This window comes from Bacteroides sp. DH3716P, from assembly GCF_025914115.1.
Taxonomy (GTDB): Bacteria; Bacteroidota; Bacteroidia; order Bacteroidales; family Bacteroidaceae; genus Bacteroides; species Bacteroides ovatus.
Genome location: NZ_CP083673.1, coordinates 715237 through 732264 on the forward strand (window position 1 = coordinate 715237; position 17028 = coordinate 732264).

The 17028-nt window shown below is 42.6% G+C and carries 10 protein-coding genes and 2 tRNA genes; 10 read left to right on the plus strand and 2 right to left on the minus strand.

What is annotated here, in order from left to right; translation table 11 throughout:
• The first annotated feature begins 678 nt into the window (after positions 1–678).
• Complete coding sequence (locus KQP79_RS02420) at positions 679–3024, plus strand: DUF2339 domain-containing protein (RefSeq protein ID WP_138343149.1); 2346 nt, start codon at positions 679–681, stop codon at positions 3022–3024.
• A gap of 90 nt (positions 3025–3114) precedes the next feature.
• Here the strand turns inward: KQP79_RS02420 and trpS are convergent, their stop codons facing one another.
• A complete protein-coding gene (gene trpS, locus KQP79_RS02425) occupies positions 3115–4209 on the minus strand; it encodes a tryptophan--tRNA ligase (protein WP_004297181.1) in 1095 nt (364 codons plus the stop codon).
• A 427-nt stretch (positions 4210–4636) separates the two neighbouring features.
• Between trpS and carB the strand changes: the two genes are divergently transcribed.
• Positions 4637–7858, plus strand: coding sequence for a carbamoyl-phosphate synthase (glutamine-hydrolyzing) large subunit (gene carB / locus KQP79_RS02430; protein WP_061447866.1), 3222 nt, complete (start codon positions 4637–4639; stop codon positions 7856–7858).
• 101 nt (positions 7859–7959) lie between these two features.
• Here carB and KQP79_RS02435 read toward each other — a convergent pair whose 3' ends face one another.
• On the minus strand, positions 7960–9942 hold the full coding sequence (locus KQP79_RS02435; RefSeq protein ID WP_081104611.1) for a family 20 glycosylhydrolase: 1983 nt from the start codon (positions 9940–9942) through the stop codon (positions 7960–7962).
• 138 nt (positions 9943–10080) lie between these two features.
• Here KQP79_RS02435 and yaaA point away from each other — a divergent pair, with 138 nt between their 5' ends.
• The 8 genes from yaaA (at position 10081) to KQP79_RS02475 (ending at position 16978) form a co-directional block, all read left to right on the plus strand.
• On the plus strand, positions 10081–10854 hold the full coding sequence (yaaA, locus tag KQP79_RS02440) for a peroxide stress protein YaaA (RefSeq protein ID WP_004308638.1): 774 nt from the start codon (positions 10081–10083) through the stop codon (positions 10852–10854).
• Positions 10855–10857: 3 nt separating this feature from the next.
• Complete coding sequence (locus KQP79_RS02445; protein WP_004297187.1) at positions 10858–11403, plus strand: sugar O-acetyltransferase; 546 nt, start codon at positions 10858–10860, stop codon at positions 11401–11403.
• A 187-nt stretch (positions 11404–11590) separates the two neighbouring features.
• Positions 11591–11665 (plus strand) — tRNA-Val (locus tag KQP79_RS02450).
• 36 nt (positions 11666–11701) lie between these two features.
• Positions 11702–11776: transfer RNA gene (locus KQP79_RS02455), tRNA-Val, on the plus strand.
• A gap of 141 nt (positions 11777–11917) precedes the next feature.
• A complete protein-coding gene (gene purB / locus KQP79_RS02460) occupies positions 11918–13264 on the plus strand; it encodes an adenylosuccinate lyase (RefSeq protein WP_008650420.1) in 1347 nt (448 codons plus the stop codon).
• Positions 13265–13338: 74 nt separating this feature from the next.
• Positions 13339–14838 carry a pseudouridine synthase gene (locus tag KQP79_RS02465; protein WP_118161548.1) on the plus strand — a complete coding sequence of 500 codons (1500 nt, stop codon included), beginning with the start codon at positions 13339–13341 and terminating at the stop codon, positions 14836–14838.
• A gap of 105 nt (positions 14839–14943) precedes the next feature.
• Positions 14944–16347, plus strand: a complete 1404-nt coding sequence (gene asnS, locus KQP79_RS02470) for an asparagine--tRNA ligase (RefSeq protein ID WP_004297192.1) — start codon at positions 14944–14946, stop codon at positions 16345–16347.
• Positions 16348–16486: 139 nt separating this feature from the next.
• Positions 16487–16978: a DUF4488 domain-containing protein gene (locus KQP79_RS02475; RefSeq protein WP_004305582.1), complete on the plus strand. Its 492-nt coding sequence runs from the start codon at positions 16487–16489 to the stop codon at positions 16976–16978.
• The last annotated feature ends 50 nt before the right edge of the window (positions 16979–17028 follow it).

Consider the following 17028-nt stretch of genomic DNA (forward strand, 5'->3'; position numbering starts at 1 on the left):
CTGAAAGAGAGAAGGCGGCTGAAAGCGAATCCTGAAATAAGGTATTTTCGCTTTCAGCTGCCTTTTCTTTTCTTATTTTAGGACCATTAATACTTGCCTGGGCTTTTGATTATGAGTTTGAGGTATATGGAAGCGCTTACACTGATTATAAATGTAGGTTGTTTTACCTTGAAGAAGCATAGCTTTAGGGAACGTAAAGCATAGCTTTTGCCTACCTAAAGCTACGCTTTAGAGGGGGAATAAGAGGTACTCCACACTTCCCCTGCAAATAGCTATTTTTTCAATCCTCTTCACCTTTCTTCTGAACTCTCGATGAATAAACTGTTTGCGGGTGAAGGGAGGGCTTCTCATTACCGTATTCATCACATTACATATCGAAAAAATGTCATTACAGTGCTTTCTAAAATCATTGCATTAATTGTGGCAAACACTGCAATGTTTTTTTTAATCATCCCAATGAAAAAAATAATCTATTAGCATATTTGTTTTTGCTATTAGCATCTTCCTTTTAGCTATAATGATATTCTGATTAGCTATAATGAAATTACATACAAAGCAAAGTGAAAGGGCTTGAATCTCTGTTAATTCACTCTTGATTTGAATCATTCTTACTGGAATAATCGCTCTGTGTAGCAATATTTTATATATTTGTGATATGGAACTCAAATCTAAAATATTATGGACGATATAAATACCGTATACGCACTACTCGTTTTAATTATGTTTTTTGTTTTATTGAGTAGGCTGGATAATCGTTTTGGGAAGATAGAAAGAGAACTGAACGAGATAAAAAAACGGATGGATGATTATCTCAAAGTTCAGCAAAGAGGGGTTACTGAAAAGGTAAAGCTTGAAGGAGAAGCATTGAAAAAGGAAAACGAAGATATCTCTGCATCACCTCAAATAATAGAAAAAACTTCGACACTAGAGACTAAACAGCAAAAAGAAACTGTACCGAAAAAACAGAAGCCGTTTGTTGAAACAGTTATCCGTGAGGCACTGGAAGGAACACGTGAAAAGACGGTTGAAACAGAACTGGAAGATGTTTGTGTTGAGGCTGTTCCGAAACAAAAGAAACAAGTGAACTATGAGAAGTTCATCGGTGAGAATCTCTTCGGAAAGATCGGTATCCTAATATTCGTCATCGGTGTAGGCTTCTTTGTGAAGTATGCTATTGATAAGAATTGGATCAATGAGACTTTCCGTACCGTACTTGGTTTTCTGACGGGAGCTGTATTGCTGGTCGTTGCCGAACGGTTGCAAAAGAAGTATCGTACATTTAGCTCGTTGCTTGCGGGTGGTGCTTTTGCTGTATTCTATCTTACGGTTGCCATTGCATTCCATTATTATCATATCTTCTCGCAGACTATGGCGTTTATCATTCTGATAGGCGTCACTGTATTTATGTCTGTTTTGTCTGTGGTATACAATCGGCGCGAACTGGCCATCATTTCACTTGTCGGAGGATTTCTTGCACCTTTCATCGTAAGCAGTGGAGAGGGAAGTTATCTGGTACTGTTCACTTATGTAAGTATCCTGAATCTCGGTATGTTCGGACTTTCCATTTATAAGAAGTGGGGTGAGCTTCCGATGATCTCATTTGTCTTTACCTGGCTGATAATGGGAATCTTTCTTTTATTTAGCTATACCTCCAGTTCTACAGTTATTTCGGGGCACTTGTTTTTGTTTACCACTCTGTTTTATTTTATCTTTCTACTTCCGGTGTTCTCTATTCTTCGTGGGGAAGATATGCGAACAATGAGTCGGGGGCTGGTATTCGTCATTATAACGAATAACTTTATTTATCTGCTTTCGGGAGCTTTGTTCTTGCGGAATATGGGATGGTCTTTCAAAGCAAGCGGTTTGTTGAGCCTGTTCATTGCTCTTGTTAATTTAGGACTGGTGCTTTGGTTATGGAAGAGCCGGAAAGACTATAAATTCCTGGTGTATACCACTCTGGGGCTTGTGTTGACATTTGTCTCTATTACCGTTCCGATTCAGTTGGATGGAAACTGTATAACATTAGTTTGGGCGTCAGAAATGGTGTTATTATTATGGCTTTATATCAAGTCGAGAATCCGGGTATATGAATATGCGGCAAAGATACTGGTGGGACTCACCTTTATTTCTTACCTGATGGATATATATAATGTAGTAATGCATGAGCATCATGCTGTCAGCACTATTTTCCTGAACAGTTCATTTGCCACCTCTTTGTTTGTAGGGCTGGCTATGGGAGCATTTGCTCTGTTGATGGGGTATTATAGACCATTCTTCTCTACAGCCCGTCAACTGGAATATGGTTTCTGGAATCCTTTCATGCTTTTTGTCTCTGTAGCCATACTTTATTATACATTTATGATGGAGTTTCACCTGCATTTTGAGGGAGCTACGAGGAGCGGAGCAATGTTCTTGTTTACTGCCATTGCCATTTCGAGTGTTTGTTATTCTTTTAGAAAACGATTCCCGATCACCCAATGTCTGACTTTCTATATGTTAGCTATTGGGATAAATACGCTTGTATATATCATAAATATATGGGGAGATCAATGGGAGAACATGGCTTTTGTGCCTGTTGTACTACGATGGTTCACGGCAGCATTTGTAATAGCGAATATATGCTATGTGGCACGCCAATACTATCTATTAATCGGCATCAAGAGTCGTTTCACTATTTATCTCAATATTCTGGTCACTCTTCTTTGGGTGACAATGGTACGCTCTTTCCTCTGGCAGGTAGGAGTGGATGATTTCAGTGCCGGACTTTCGCTTTCATTAAGTATTGCCGGATTTGTTCAGATGGGACTAGGGATGCGTTTGCATCAGAAAGTCATGCGCATGATAAGCCTTTCGACTTTTGGAATCGTTCTGCTTAAACTTGTATTTGATGATTTGTGGGCAATGCCTACTATCGGTAAGATCATTGTATTCATCATTCTCGGACTGATATTACTGATACTTTCATTCCTTTATCAGAAATTAAAGGATGTATTATTCAAGAATGATGAAGATGAAGTTAGCTAAATCTTAAATTATATATTATAATAAAGGCTGCCATTCTTTCTTAGAGTAGGCAGCCTTTACTTTATATGATACGTTTTTATGCAAACTTCCTTATTCCTGTGAGAAACGTTTTACCTGTTCCTCGATTAACTCCTTGTCATCGAAATAATTAATCTTCATTGCTTTTTTCACATCTGCCAAAGTCTCGGCAGCAGCAGCTCTGGCTACTTCGCATCCTTGCTGAAGCATGTCATAGATAGCCGGAATATCTTTGCTGAACTCTTTACGACGATTACGAATCGGTTCGAGTATTTCTTGCATAATAGAATTCAGGAAACGTTTCACTTTTACGTCGCCCAGTCCGCCGCGTTGATAATGTGCTTTCAATTCTGCCAGATTCGGATAATCCGGTAAGTAGCGTTCGAAATGTTCGGGGAGGCAGAAGGCGTCAAGGTAAGTGAATACGGTGTTACCTTCAATCTTTCCCGGGTCTTGTACACGGAGATGTCCCGGATCGGTATACATACTCATGATCTTCTTCTGGATTTCTTCCGGTTCTTCCGAAAGGTAGATACAGTTTCCGAGTGATTTACTCATTTTAGCTTTACCGTCAGTTCCCGGAAGACGCAGGCAGGCTGCATTGTCCGGCAACAGGATTTCCGGTTCTACCAATGTCTCACCATATATATAGTTGAAACGGCGAACGATTTCACGAGCCTGTTCAAGCATTGGTTCCTGGTCTTCACCCACAGGGACAGTTGTTGCACGGAATGCTGTGATGTCCGCTGCCTGGCTGATAGGATAAGTGAAGAAACCTACAGGAATACTTGCTTCAAAGTTGCGCATCTGGATTTCCGATTTCACAGTCGGGTTACGTTGCAGGCGAGATACGCTTACAAGGTCCATATAATAGAAACTAAGCTCGCATAATTCCGGAATTTGCGACTGTATGAAGATGGTAGCTTTAGACGGATCTATGCCACAAGCCAGATAGTCAAGGGCTACTTCAATTACATTCTGACGCACCTTCTCCGGATTGTCTATATTGTCTGTCAATGCCTGCGAATCGGCAATGAAGATAAACATCTTGCTATAATCACCTGCGTTTTGCAGGTCAACTCTGCGTTTCAACGAGCCTACATAGTGACCGATATGAAGTCTTCCGGTAGGACGGTCGCCCGTCAATATGATTTTTTCTTTTCCCATATTTTATTACCTTATTATATAATGGCGACAAAGATAAGGATAAAAACTGAAAGATACATCAAAATGTAGTTACTTCATGATTTGTGCTTACTATGATAAAAAAGTATTCATTAAAAAGCTAACGGAAAAAACAACCGTTTCATTGACGCGGTAAACTATTTCAGTAAAAAATGAACGTTTCTTTTTGTCATTTGCAAAATATGTCGTTACTTTGCACAAATTTTGATATTAACAATGAATCAACAGGAAATCAGAAGTAAGTATTATCTACATTCGGATGTTTTGCACCCGGAAACGGCAGACTTCTTCTCTTTTCTCCAAAAACGATATTTTAGTTCTTTGGTAATGCGTTAATCCTTTTTTGAGGGTAACGCATTTTTTTTATGGACGAACTTAGAAATAACAACTTATTATAACAACAAAAGAAATGGAAAAGGAAATCAAGAAAGTTCTCGTTTTGGGTTCTGGAGCACTCAAAATCGGACAAGCCGGAGAGTTCGACTACTCTGGTTCACAAGCACTGAAAGCTTTGAAAGAAGAAGGTATCAGCTCAGTATTGGTAAACCCGAACATCGCAACCATTCAGACTTCTGAAGGTATTGCCGATAAAGTGTATTTCCTTCCCGTAAATACTTATTTTGTAGAAGAAATTATCAAGAAAGAACGTCCTGATGGTATCTTGCTGGCATTCGGCGGACAGACTGCGTTGAACTGCGGTGCGGAACTCTACACACAGGGTATTCTTGATAAATACGGAGTAAAGGTGCTTGGTACATCGGTAGAAGCTATCATGTATACAGAAGACCGTGATTTGTTCGTGAAGAAACTGAACGAAATCGAGATGAAGACTCCGGTTAGCCAGGCAGTAGAAAACATGGAAGATGCCATTGCTGCTGCACGCAGAATCGGTTATCCTGTCATGGTACGTTCTGCTTATGCATTGGGTGGTCTTGGTAGCGGTATCTGTGCCGACGAAGAAGAATTCCTGAAATTGGCTGAAAGCTCCTTTGCTTTCTCTAAACAGATTCTGGTAGAAGAATCGTTGAAAGGCTGGAAAGAAATCGAATTTGAAGTGATCCGTGACGCTAACGACCATTGCTTCACAGTAGCCAGCATGGAAAACTTTGACCCGCTGGGTATCCATACCGGTGAATCCATCGTAGTGGCTCCTACCTGTTCACTGGATGATAAAGAATTGACTCTGTTGAAGGAACTTTCTACTAAATGTATCCGTCACCTCGGTATCGTGGGTGAGTGTAACATTCAGTATGCTTTCAACTCTGATACGGACGACTACCGTGTGATTGAAGTAAATGCCCGTTTGAGCCGTTCTTCTGCATTGGCGTCTAAAGCTACCGGTTATCCGTTGGCATTCGTTGCTGCTAAAGTAGCACTCGGCTATACACTCGACCAGATTGGTGAGATGGGGACTCCGAATTCTGCATACGTAGCTCCGCAACTTGACTACTATATCTGTAAAATCCCTCGTTGGGACTTGACGAAGTTTGCCGGTGTATCCCGTGAAATCGGTTCAAGCATGAAATCGGTAGGTGAAATCATGTCTATCGGTCGCTCTTTTGAAGAAATCATCCAGAAAGGTCTTCGTATGATCGGTCAGGGTATGCATGGTTTCGTAGGTAATGACGAACTGCACTTTGACGATTTGGATAAAGAACTTTCCCGTCCGACTGACTTGCGTATCTTCTCTATCGCACAAGCAATGGAAGAAGGTTATACCATCGAACGTATTCATGACCTGACTAAGATCGATCCCTGGTTCCTTGGCAAACTGAAAAATATCGTAGACTACAAAGCGAAACTGTCTACCTATAATAAGGTAGAAGATATACCTGCCGATGTAATGCGTGAAGCTAAAGTGTTAGGTTTCTCCGACTTCCAGATCGCCCGTTTCGTACTGAATCCAACCGGAAACATGGAGAAAGAAAACCTGGCAGTGCGTGCTCATCGTAAATCTATGGGTATCCTCCCGGCTGTAAAACGTATTAATACAGTTGCTTCCGAACATCCGGAACTGACTAACTATCTGTATATGACTTATGCAGTGGAAGGTTATGATGTAAACTATTATAAGAATGAAAAATCAGTAGTCGTACTGGGTTCGGGTGCTTACCGTATCGGTAGCTCTGTAGAATTTGACTGGTGTTCGGTAAATGCCGTTCAGACAGCCCGCAAATTGGGTTACAAATCTATCATGATTAACTACAACCCTGAAACGGTTTCTACTGACTATGATATGTGCGACCGTCTGTACTTCGACGAGCTTTCGTTCGAACGTGTACTCGACGTAATCGATCTGGAACAACCTCGCGGTGTGATTGTCTCTGTAGGTGGACAGATTCCGAACAACCTGGCTATGAAACTTTACCGCCAGTCGGTTCCTGTATTGGGTACTTCTCCGATCTCTATCGACCGTGCTGAAAACCGTAACAAGTTCTCTGCTATGCTTGACCAACTGGGTATCGACCAGCCGGCATGGATGGAACTTACCAGTCTCGAAGAGGTGAAAGGATTCGTAGAAAAAGTAGGCTATCCGGTATTGGTTCGTCCTTCTTACGTTCTTTCGGGAGCTGCTATGAATGTTTGCTACGATGACGAAGAATTGGAAAACTTCCTGAAGATGGCTGCCGAAGTTTCTAAAGAATACCCGGTAGTTGTTTCTCAATTCCTTGAAAATACAAAAGAAATTGAATTTGATGCTGTTGCCCAGAATGGTGAAGTGGTGGAATACGCAATTTCTGAACATGTGGAATTTGCCGGTGTTCACTCCGGTGACGCTACACTGGTATTCCCGGCACAGAAGATTTACTTTGCAACGGCACGCCGTATCAAGAAAATCAGCCGTCAGATTGCTAAAGAACTTAATATCTCCGGTCCGTTCAATATCCAGTTCCTGGCTCGTAACAACGAAGTGAAAGTAATCGAATGTAACTTGCGTGCTTCTCGTAGTTTCCCGTTTGTTTCTAAAGTACTGAAACGTAACTTCATCGAAACAGCTACCCGCATCATGTTGGATGCTCCGTACTCACGTCCGGATAAATCTGCATTTGATATCGACTGGATTGGTGTAAAAGCATCTCAGTTCTCTTTCTCTCGTCTGCACAAGGCTGACCCGGTATTGGGTGTGGATATGTCTTCTACAGGTGAAGTTGGATGTATCGGTGATGATTTCTCTGAAGCATTGCTGAATGCAATGATCGCTACCGGATTCAAGATTCCTGAAAGAGCAGTAATGTTCTCTTCCGGTGCTATGAAGTCGAAAGTGGATTTGCTGGATGCCAGCCGTATGCTGTTTGCTAAGGGATATCAGATTTATGCTACTGCCGGAACTGCTGCATTCCTGAATGCTCATGGAGTAGACGCGACTCCGGTTTACTGGCCGGATGAGAAACCAGGTGCAGGGAATAATGTAATGAAGATGATCGCTGACCATAAGTTTGACCTGATCGTAAACATTCCGAAGAATCATAGCAAACGTGAATTAACGAATGGCTATCGTATCCGTCGTGGTGCAATCGATCACAACATTCCATTGATTACAAATGCTCGTCTGGCAAGTGCCTTTATCGAAGCATTCTGTGAATTGAAATTGGGTGATATTCAGATCAAGAGCTGGCAGGAATATAAATAAACTGCTTTAGCTGTTTATCAAAATAAAAAGAACTCCCTCTTTGGAATGCCAAAGGGGGAGTTTTTTGTTTAAGTTGTCTTGTTGCGAATAGATGTTTTCTGTTATTTGCTTACACGATAATTGTGTACTTTCAGATTCTCTATCCGGCTATTGAAGTTTCCGGCTTTCTCGAGCGGGAAAACCAATGTGCGTATATAACTCATAGAATCTTTTCCTGCATTGAAATAACATTTCTGTATGTTCATTTCTTCAACAACCTTTCCGTTTACTCTGAGTGTGGTACTACGATGATCGCCTTCAATCTGAATGGTCGCTTTCTCTCCCGGATTCACTTTATATGGGAACGTATTCAAATAACCATCGCGTGCAAAACCCATCATCCCTCGAATTGGATCTGCTAGATAGAATACGGCATTGGGTGAACGGAACAATTCTGTTCCGCTTTTCTCTGGTGCTCCGGTAATGTCGAAGCTGACTGTATAATTATAGCCGATTTCCGGGTAAGTGGAAGTGCTGCCGGGAGCAACGCTAGAACGCTCATATACCAATGCCGGACTCTTGCCGATTCTTCCCAATTGATTGACTCCGGGGGCTTCACTGATAGCACTACGCTTTTCATTATACACTTCGAATGGCAGACTGGTTTCTTTCCCTGTCCATGTCTTTACTGCTAGAGTTTGTAACGCAGGGAATACACGGTGATGAATGTCTTTCACGGAAATTCCATTACCTGCATGGTCGTTCCAGATGGCAAACATGCCACCGAGAATAGCAGGGTGCTTTTCTTCGAATACGGCTTTCCCGATATGTGCCGGTGTCCATTCTTTATATAAAAATACCTCGTTAAGATAATCCTGATAGTAACCGGCTAATGGAACAATGTAAACCATTGCATCCGGAATGCTGATTAGCTGGTAGCCGTCTTTTATCATGGTTGCTGGGTCGGCATATCCGTTATACCAGGCATTCATAATGATATTTTCTGATTTGACAGGGGTGTCTCCTTTAGCATGAGTGAGAGCGCCCCATATCACGGCTTGTTTGCCAAAGCCTTCTACCAGCCGGATATAATGGTCGGTGAAAGCCCGGAATTTTTCTACTACCTCTTTCTTGGCATTCGAGTATTCGTCGGTACCGATATGCACACGCTTGCCCACGAATACAGGGTCGTCACCTTTCAGGTATTCTTTGAACAGATCGTCTGCAAATTGATAGGTTTCCGGTTTGAATAAGTCAAGATGATCCATTCCGTACTCCTTGCTCCCAATTTCCGGTTTGTAATGAGTGAATGCTAATGAATGTGCCGGAATATCAATTTCCGGTATAATCTCTACAAAGTTGGTTGCAGCTTGTTTTTGAAAATCAATAAATTCTTTTTTAGAATAAGAACCGTCGCGGGCTGTGAGTCCCGGATAAGTTTCGGACTCCAGACGGAAAGCAGCATAAGTCTTGTCCCAGTTGTTATCAAAATATTGCTTGAATCCATTATCATTCAGATGGACTTGCAGGGTATTCATCTTGTAATAAGCCATTATTTTTACCAGATCCTGAAGATAGCTCATCGGAATAAATTTACGACCGCAGTCTATCATGAATCCCCGGATGGAGTAGTCGGGGTAGTCGCGGATTATTCCTTTAGGAAATGAGTGCTCCTGGCTTTGTTCTGCTATTTGCAAGAGGGTACGTGTGCTCCAGTAAAGCCCTGTCAGGGTGGGGGCAGAAGTCGTGATCCGATCGGTAATCTTGATTTCATAGCCCTCTTCTCCCAGCTTTTTGTCAGCTGACAGTGATAGGATGAAGTCTCCGGGTGTGGCTTTGCCTTGAGTTACGCTTAATGTTTTTCCGAACATTTGCTGATAATCGTCGGCAAACATTTGGGCTATTCTCTGCAATTCTGGATTTGCAGAGGTGCATACTATCTTCGCATTTGTTCCCGGAGTGAAATTACCATCTTTTCCTGTCCATTGTTTGAGTTCGGGGACAACAAAAGGTTTAGAGTTTACGCTGGCATAGGATAAACTGCCATACAAACAGAAGATTGTCAATAAGCATAACACTTTCAGGGGGATTAGTGTGTATGTCATAATGGGGGTGTTTTTGTTATTAATAAATGATTAAAGTTAATTATTGGCTGAATTTAGGGATAATCTGTCTATTAGCCAGCAAGAGAAGCGATTTATTTTTTATTTTTGTTTTTCGAAAAGATAAAATCAGATTTAACAATGTTAGTACTTCTATCTTGTGCCAAGACTATGAGTGAAACTTCAAAGGTGAAAGTTCCTTTGAAAACGGTTCCACGATTTCAAAAAGAAGCTTCCGGGATTGCTTTGCAGATGTCACAGTTTTCGGTGGACGAACTGGAACGCCTGTTGCGTGTGAATGCTAAAATAGCTGTGGAAAATTACAAGCGTTATCAGGCTTTTCATGCGGAGGGTACACCGGAACTGCCTGCTTTATTGGCTTATACCGGAATTGTGTTCAAACGGTTGAATGCAAAAGATTTCTCGAAAGTAGAATTTGAATATGCGCAGGAACACTTGCGGCTGACTTCTTTTTGTTATGGACTGTTGAGGCCTTTGGACGTTATTCGTTCCTATCGGTTGGAAGGAGATGTAGTGCTGCCTGAACCGGGTAATCAGACGATGTTTTCTTATTGGCAGTCCCGTTTGACGGATGTGTTCATTGAAGACATCAAGAAAGCCGGCGGCATACTTTGCAATTTGGCCAGTGACGAGATGAAAAGCTTGTTTGATTGGAAGCGGGTGGAAAAAGAGGTGCATGTCATCACTCCCGAATTTCAAGTATGGAAGAATGGAAAATTGGCTTCGATAGTAATATATATCAAAATGTCCCGTGGTGAAATGACACGGTTCATTCTGAAGAATCGAATTGAAAATCCGGAGGATCTGAAAAGCTTCTCTTGGGAAGGGTTTGAATTTAACGAATCTCTTTCGAACGAAAAGAAGTTTGTATTTACTAACGGCAAAGAAATATAAGGTATGACGGAAGTTGAGAAGATGCGTAGTAGCCAGTTGGCTGATATGTCTGCACCGGAGTTGCAGGTACGTTTTGAACATGCCAAAAAACTATTGGCACGTATGCGGGGAATGAGTACGTACGATGAGGGTTATAGAGAATTATTGGATAAGTTGGTACCGGGGATTCCTGAAACTTCCATTATATGCCCGCCTTTCCATTGCGATCACGGAGACGGAATCAAGTTGGGTGAACATGTGTTTGTTAATGCCAATTGCACTTTCCTGGATGGAGGATATATCACAATTGGTACTCATACACTGGTCGGTCCTTGTGTGCAGATTTATACGCCTCATCATCCGATGGATTATCAGGAAAGAAGAGGCTCTAAGGAATATGCTTATCCGGTGACGATTGGCGAAGACTGCTGGATTGGTGGCGGCGCTATTATCTGTCCCGGTGTGACGATTGGTAATCGTTGTGTGATAGGAGCGGGGAGTGTTGTGACGAAAGATATTCCCGACGACAGTGTTGCAGTCGGGAATCCGGCACGGGTGATTCGTAAATAAGTTGCTTTATCTGGTAGACAGACTGGACGAAGTGAAAGTTGTGAGAAAAAAAACTTTTTTGTATTATTTGTTGATAATCAGAGCTTTTCTTTATTGCGCAAAAACTTTCTTGAAAAATAATACATGAAATGTTTGCAGAATTCAAAAAATGCCGTACCTTTGCATCGCTTTTGAAACGGAAGTGTACGGGCGTTTAGCTCAGCTGGTTCAGAGCATCTGCCTTACAAGCAGAGGGTCGGCGGTTCGAATCCGTCAACGCCCACACAAAAAAAACGAAACACTTCCGGCTCATTAACAAGGGCGTTTAGCTCAGCTGGTTCAGAGCATCTGCCTTACAAGCAGAGGGTCGGCGGTTCGAATCCGTCAACGCCCACTATAAAACAGAGTCTTACGAAGAAATTCGTGAGGCTTTTTTTATTTCTTACCGCTTTTATACAAACTTTCTCTATCCTTTTGCTCTATAACTCAGGAAAAAGAGTTAATTTTGCAGTCTGATAATTATCTAAGAAAACGTATGGAACTTGATGTATTAACGGCCATATCTCCGATTGATGGTCGATATAGAGGCAAAACTAAAGCTTTGGCAGCTTATTTCTCTGAATTTGCACTGATTAAATACCGTGTACAGGTAGAGGTGGAATACTTTATCACCTTGTGCGAACTCCCTTTGCCGCAATTAAAAGGAATCGATAGCAATGTGTACGAAACTTTACGGAATATCTACCGTAACTTCTCTGAAGCAGACGCACAGCGCATTAAAGATATCGAAAGTGTAACTAACCACGACGTGAAAGCTGTAGAATACTTCCTGAAAGAAGAATTTGACAAGATGGGCGGAATGGATGACTACAAAGAGTTTATCCACTTCGGATTGACTTCTCAGGATATTAACAATACGTCTGTTCCTCTTTCTATCAAAGAAGCATTGGAACAGGTTTACTATCCGTTGATTGAAGAACTGATTGCACAGTTGAAGACTTATGCAACAGAATGGGCTAACATTCCAATGCTTGCCAAAACTCACGGTCAACCGGCTTCTCCTACTCGTTTAGGCAAGGAAGTGATGGTATTCGTTTACCGTCTCGAACGTCAGCTGGCTATGCTGAAGGCATGTCCGATTACCGCTAAGTTTGGTGGTGCTACCGGAAATTACAATGCGCATCATGTAGCTTATCCTCAATATGACTGGAAACAATTCGGTAATCGGTTTGTTGCAGAGAAACTGGGATTGGAGCGCGAAGAATATACAACGCAGATTTCGAACTATGATAACCTTTCTGCTGTTTTTGATAGTATGAAGCGTATCAATACGATTATGGTCGATATGAATCGTGACTTCTGGCAGTACATCTCTATGGAGTACTTCAAGCAGAAGATCAAAGCCGGAGAAGTGGGTTCGAGTGCCATGCCGCATAAAGTGAATCCGATTGACTTTGAAAATGCGGAAGGTAACCTGGGTATAGCAACGTCTATCCTGGAACATTTGGCTGTGAAACTTCCTGTTTCCCGTTTGCAGCGCGACTTGACAGACTCGACAGTGCTGCGTAATGTAGGTGTGCCTTTCGGTCATATCGTGATTGCTATTCAGAGTTCTTTGAAGGGATTGCGTAAACTGTTGCTGAACGAACCAGCTATCTATCGTGACTTGGATAACTGTTGGAGCGTAGTGGCAGAAGCTATTCAAACTATTCTGCGCCGTGAGGCTTATCCGCATCCGTATGAAGCTTTGAAAGCGTTAACCCGCACCAACCAAGCTATTACAGAAAGTTCTATTAAAGAGTTTATCGAAGAATTGAATGTAAGCGAAGATATTAAAAAAGAGTTAAGAGCAATCACTCCCCATACATATACGGGGCTTTAATTGTTTACTTATATAATAAACGTGTTTTTTAAATAGGCCGTGAGGCCAAAGTCTAATTTTATTCGAATAAAAAAATGAGCACAGAAAACGAAGAATGGCGCGAAAATTCTTTCAATGAAGAGAATACAGGTGCCGGCCGTGATGGTAACAGGTCTTACAACAGAGAAGGTGGAGAACGTCCGTATCGCCCTTCTTACAACCGTGAAGGCGGGGATCGTCCGTATCGCCCGCGATTTAATGCCAACAATGAAGGAGGCGAACGCCCGCAGCGTTCGTACGGTGACCGCTCTTATGGCGACCGTCCCCAACGTCCTTCTTACAATCGTGAAGGTGGAGATCGTCCGTATCGTCCTCGCTTCAATAACAATAATGAAGGAGGTGAACGCCCGCAACGTCCTTACAACCGCGAAGGTGGTTCTTATGACCGTCCTCAACGTCCTTCTTACAACCGTGAAGGTGGTTCTTATGACCGTCCTCAACGTCCCCGTTTCAATAGCGGCGAAGGTGGTGAGCGTCCGTCTTATGGCGACCGTCCTCAACGTCCTTCTTACAACCGTGAAGGTGGCGACCGTCCTTACCGTCCCCGCTTTAATAACGGCGAAGGTGGCGACCGTCCTCAACGTCCTTCTTACAACCGTGAAGGTGGTGACCGTCCGTATCGTCCCCGTTTCAATAACGGCGAAGGTGGCGGCTATCGCAGCAATAACGGCGGTGGGGGAGGTTACCGTCCGAGATACAACAATGACCGTTCACAAGGAGGCTATCGTCCTCGTCCGCGTACCGGCGATTATGATCCGAATGCTAAGTATAGCGTAAAGAAACAGATCGAGTACAAGGAACAGTTTGTTGATCCGAATGAACCGATTCGTCTGAATAAGTTCCTGGCTAATGCCGGTGTTTGTTCACGTCGCGAGGCTGATGAGTTTATCACAGCAGGTGTGGTTTCTGTAAACGGTGAGGTAGTAACGGAATTGGGTACAAAGATCAAGCGTTCGGATGTGGTTAAGTTCCACGACGAACCGGTAAGCATTGAACGCAAGGTATATGTATTGCTGAATAAACCGAAAGATACCGTTACTACATCGGACGATCCGCAGGAACGCCGTACAGTAATGGATTTGGTGAAAGGCGCTTGCAACGAACGTATTTATCCGGTAGGACGTCTGGACCGTAACACGACTGGTGTACTGTTACTGACGAATGACGGTGATCTGGCTTCCAAGCTGACACACCCGAAATTCCTGAAGAAGAAAATTTATCATGTTCATCTGGACAAGAACCTGACTAAAGCAGATATGGAGCAGATTGCAGCTGGTATCCAGTTGGAAGATGGCGAAATCCATGCAGATGCGATCAGCTATACAGATGATTTCAAGAAAGACCAGGTAGGTATCGAAATTCACTCCGGTAAGAACCGTATCGTTCGCCGTATTTTCGAATCACTGGGTTATAAAGTAGTAAAACTCGACCGTGTATTCTTCGCCGGGCTGACCAAAAAAGGTCTGCGTCGCGGAGACTGGCGTTACCTGTCGGAAGCAGAAGTAAACTACCTCCGCATGGGTTCGTTTGAGTAATAAGTCAATAAATAACAACTTGACAGAGGACGGGGAAAGAAAGCAGGAAAGAATTCATCCTGCATTTGAAACCTCGTCTTCTTGTATCTAAAAAGAAAAAGTTAAATGGAAAAGATTGGTAGAACAAAAATTGTTGACCTGTTGAAGCGCACAGACATTGGCGCTATGGTTAATGTGAAAGGATGGGTTCGCACCCGTAGAGGTAGCAAACAAGTAAACTTTATCGCACTGAATGACGGTTCTACAATAAATAATTTGCAGATCGTAGTAGATTTGGCTAATTTCGATGAAGAGATGCTGAAACTGATTACTACCGGCGCTTGTATCAGCGTGAACGGAGAAATGGTAGAATCAGTGGGTTCCGGACAGAAAGTGGAAGTACAGGCTCGTGAAATCGAAGTGCTGGGTACTTGCGATAATACATATCCATTACAGAAGAAAGGCCACTCTATGGAATTCTTGCGCGAGATTGCTCACTTGCGTCCGCGTACCAATACATTCGGTGCTGTGTTCCGCATCCGTCACAACATGGCGATTGCTATTCACAAGTTCTTCCATGAAAAGGGCTTCTTCTATTTCCATACGCCGATCATTACGGCTTCCGATTGTGAAGGTGCCGGACAGATGTTCCAAGTGACTACCATGAACCTGTATGACTTGAAGAAAGACGAGAGAGGTTCTATCTCTTATGAAGATGATTTCTTCGGTAAGCAGGCAAGTCTGACTGTTTCCGGTCAGCTGGAAGGTGAGCTGGCAGCTACTGCTTTGGGCGCTATCTACACATTCGGTCCTACGTTCCGTGCCGAAAACTCCAACACTCCCCGCCACTTGGCAGAGTTCTGGATGATTGAGCCGGAAGTGGCTTTCAACGACATTACAGACAACATGGACTTGGCAGAAGAGTTCATCAAATATTGTGTGAAATGGGCGTTGGATAACTGTGCGGATGATGTGAAGTTCCTGAACGATATGTTCGACAAAGGCTTGATTGAACGTCTGCAAGGTGTATTGAAAGATGATTTCGTACGTTTGCCTTATACAGATGGTATCAAGATTCTTGAAGAAGCTGTTGCGAAAGGACATAAGTTCGAATTCCCGGTTTACTGGGGCGTGGACCTGGCTTCCGAACACGAACGTTTCTTAGTGGAAGAACACTTCAAACGTCCGGTGATTCTGACTGACTATCCGAAGGAAATCAAGGCCTTCTATATGAAGCAGAACGAAGACGGTAAGACTGTACGTGCCATGGACGTTCTTTTCCCGAAAATTGGTGAAATTATCGGTGGTTCTGAACGTGAAGCCGACTATAACAAGCTGATGACCCGTATTGAAGAAATGCACATCCCGATGAAGGATATGTGGTGGTATCTGGATACCCGTAAGTTCGGTACTTGTCCTCACTCCGGTTTCGGATTAGGGTTCGAACGTCTGTTATTGTTTGTAACAGGTATGGCGAATATCCGTGACGTGATACCGTTCCCGCGTACACCAAGAAATGCTGATTTCTAATATTTCGGTATATTTATGTAAAACTCGCATAATCTTCAGGTTATGCGAGTTTTTTTATGCTCTGAATTGCTGTATTCTCAAAATAAATCTTTATATTTGGAAATACGCATTCGAGAGTGTTAACTAAAATAATACAACAATGAAAAAGCTCTATTTCTTTACCATGCTTTCAATAATGTTGTTAGCGGTAACAGGTGCGACGGCCCAGAAGAAAACCAAATTCAAAGCGGCCGATTTGAAAGGTATTTGGCAGCTCTGCCATTATGTATCCGAGTCTCCCGATGTTCCGGGAGCGTTGAAACCCAGTAATACATTTAAAGTATTGAGTGATGACGGACAAATCGTTAACTTTACCATTATTCCCGGTGCGGATGCAATTATTACTGGATATGGTACTTATAAACAACTCACGGACGATTCTTATAAGGAAAGCATCGAGAAGAACATTCATCTCCCGATGCTGGACAATCAGGACAATATTTTGGAATTTGAGATTAAAGACAATGATTATCTCCATCTGAAATATTTTATCAAGAATGATTTGAATGGAAATGAGTTGAACACCTGGTATTATGAAACCTGGAAGAGGGTGGAAATGCCGGCTAAATTTCCGGAAGATATTGTGAGATAGAAGAGCGCGTACTTTTGGGTGGAGGCACGGATTTTGCAAAAGGCTGCATA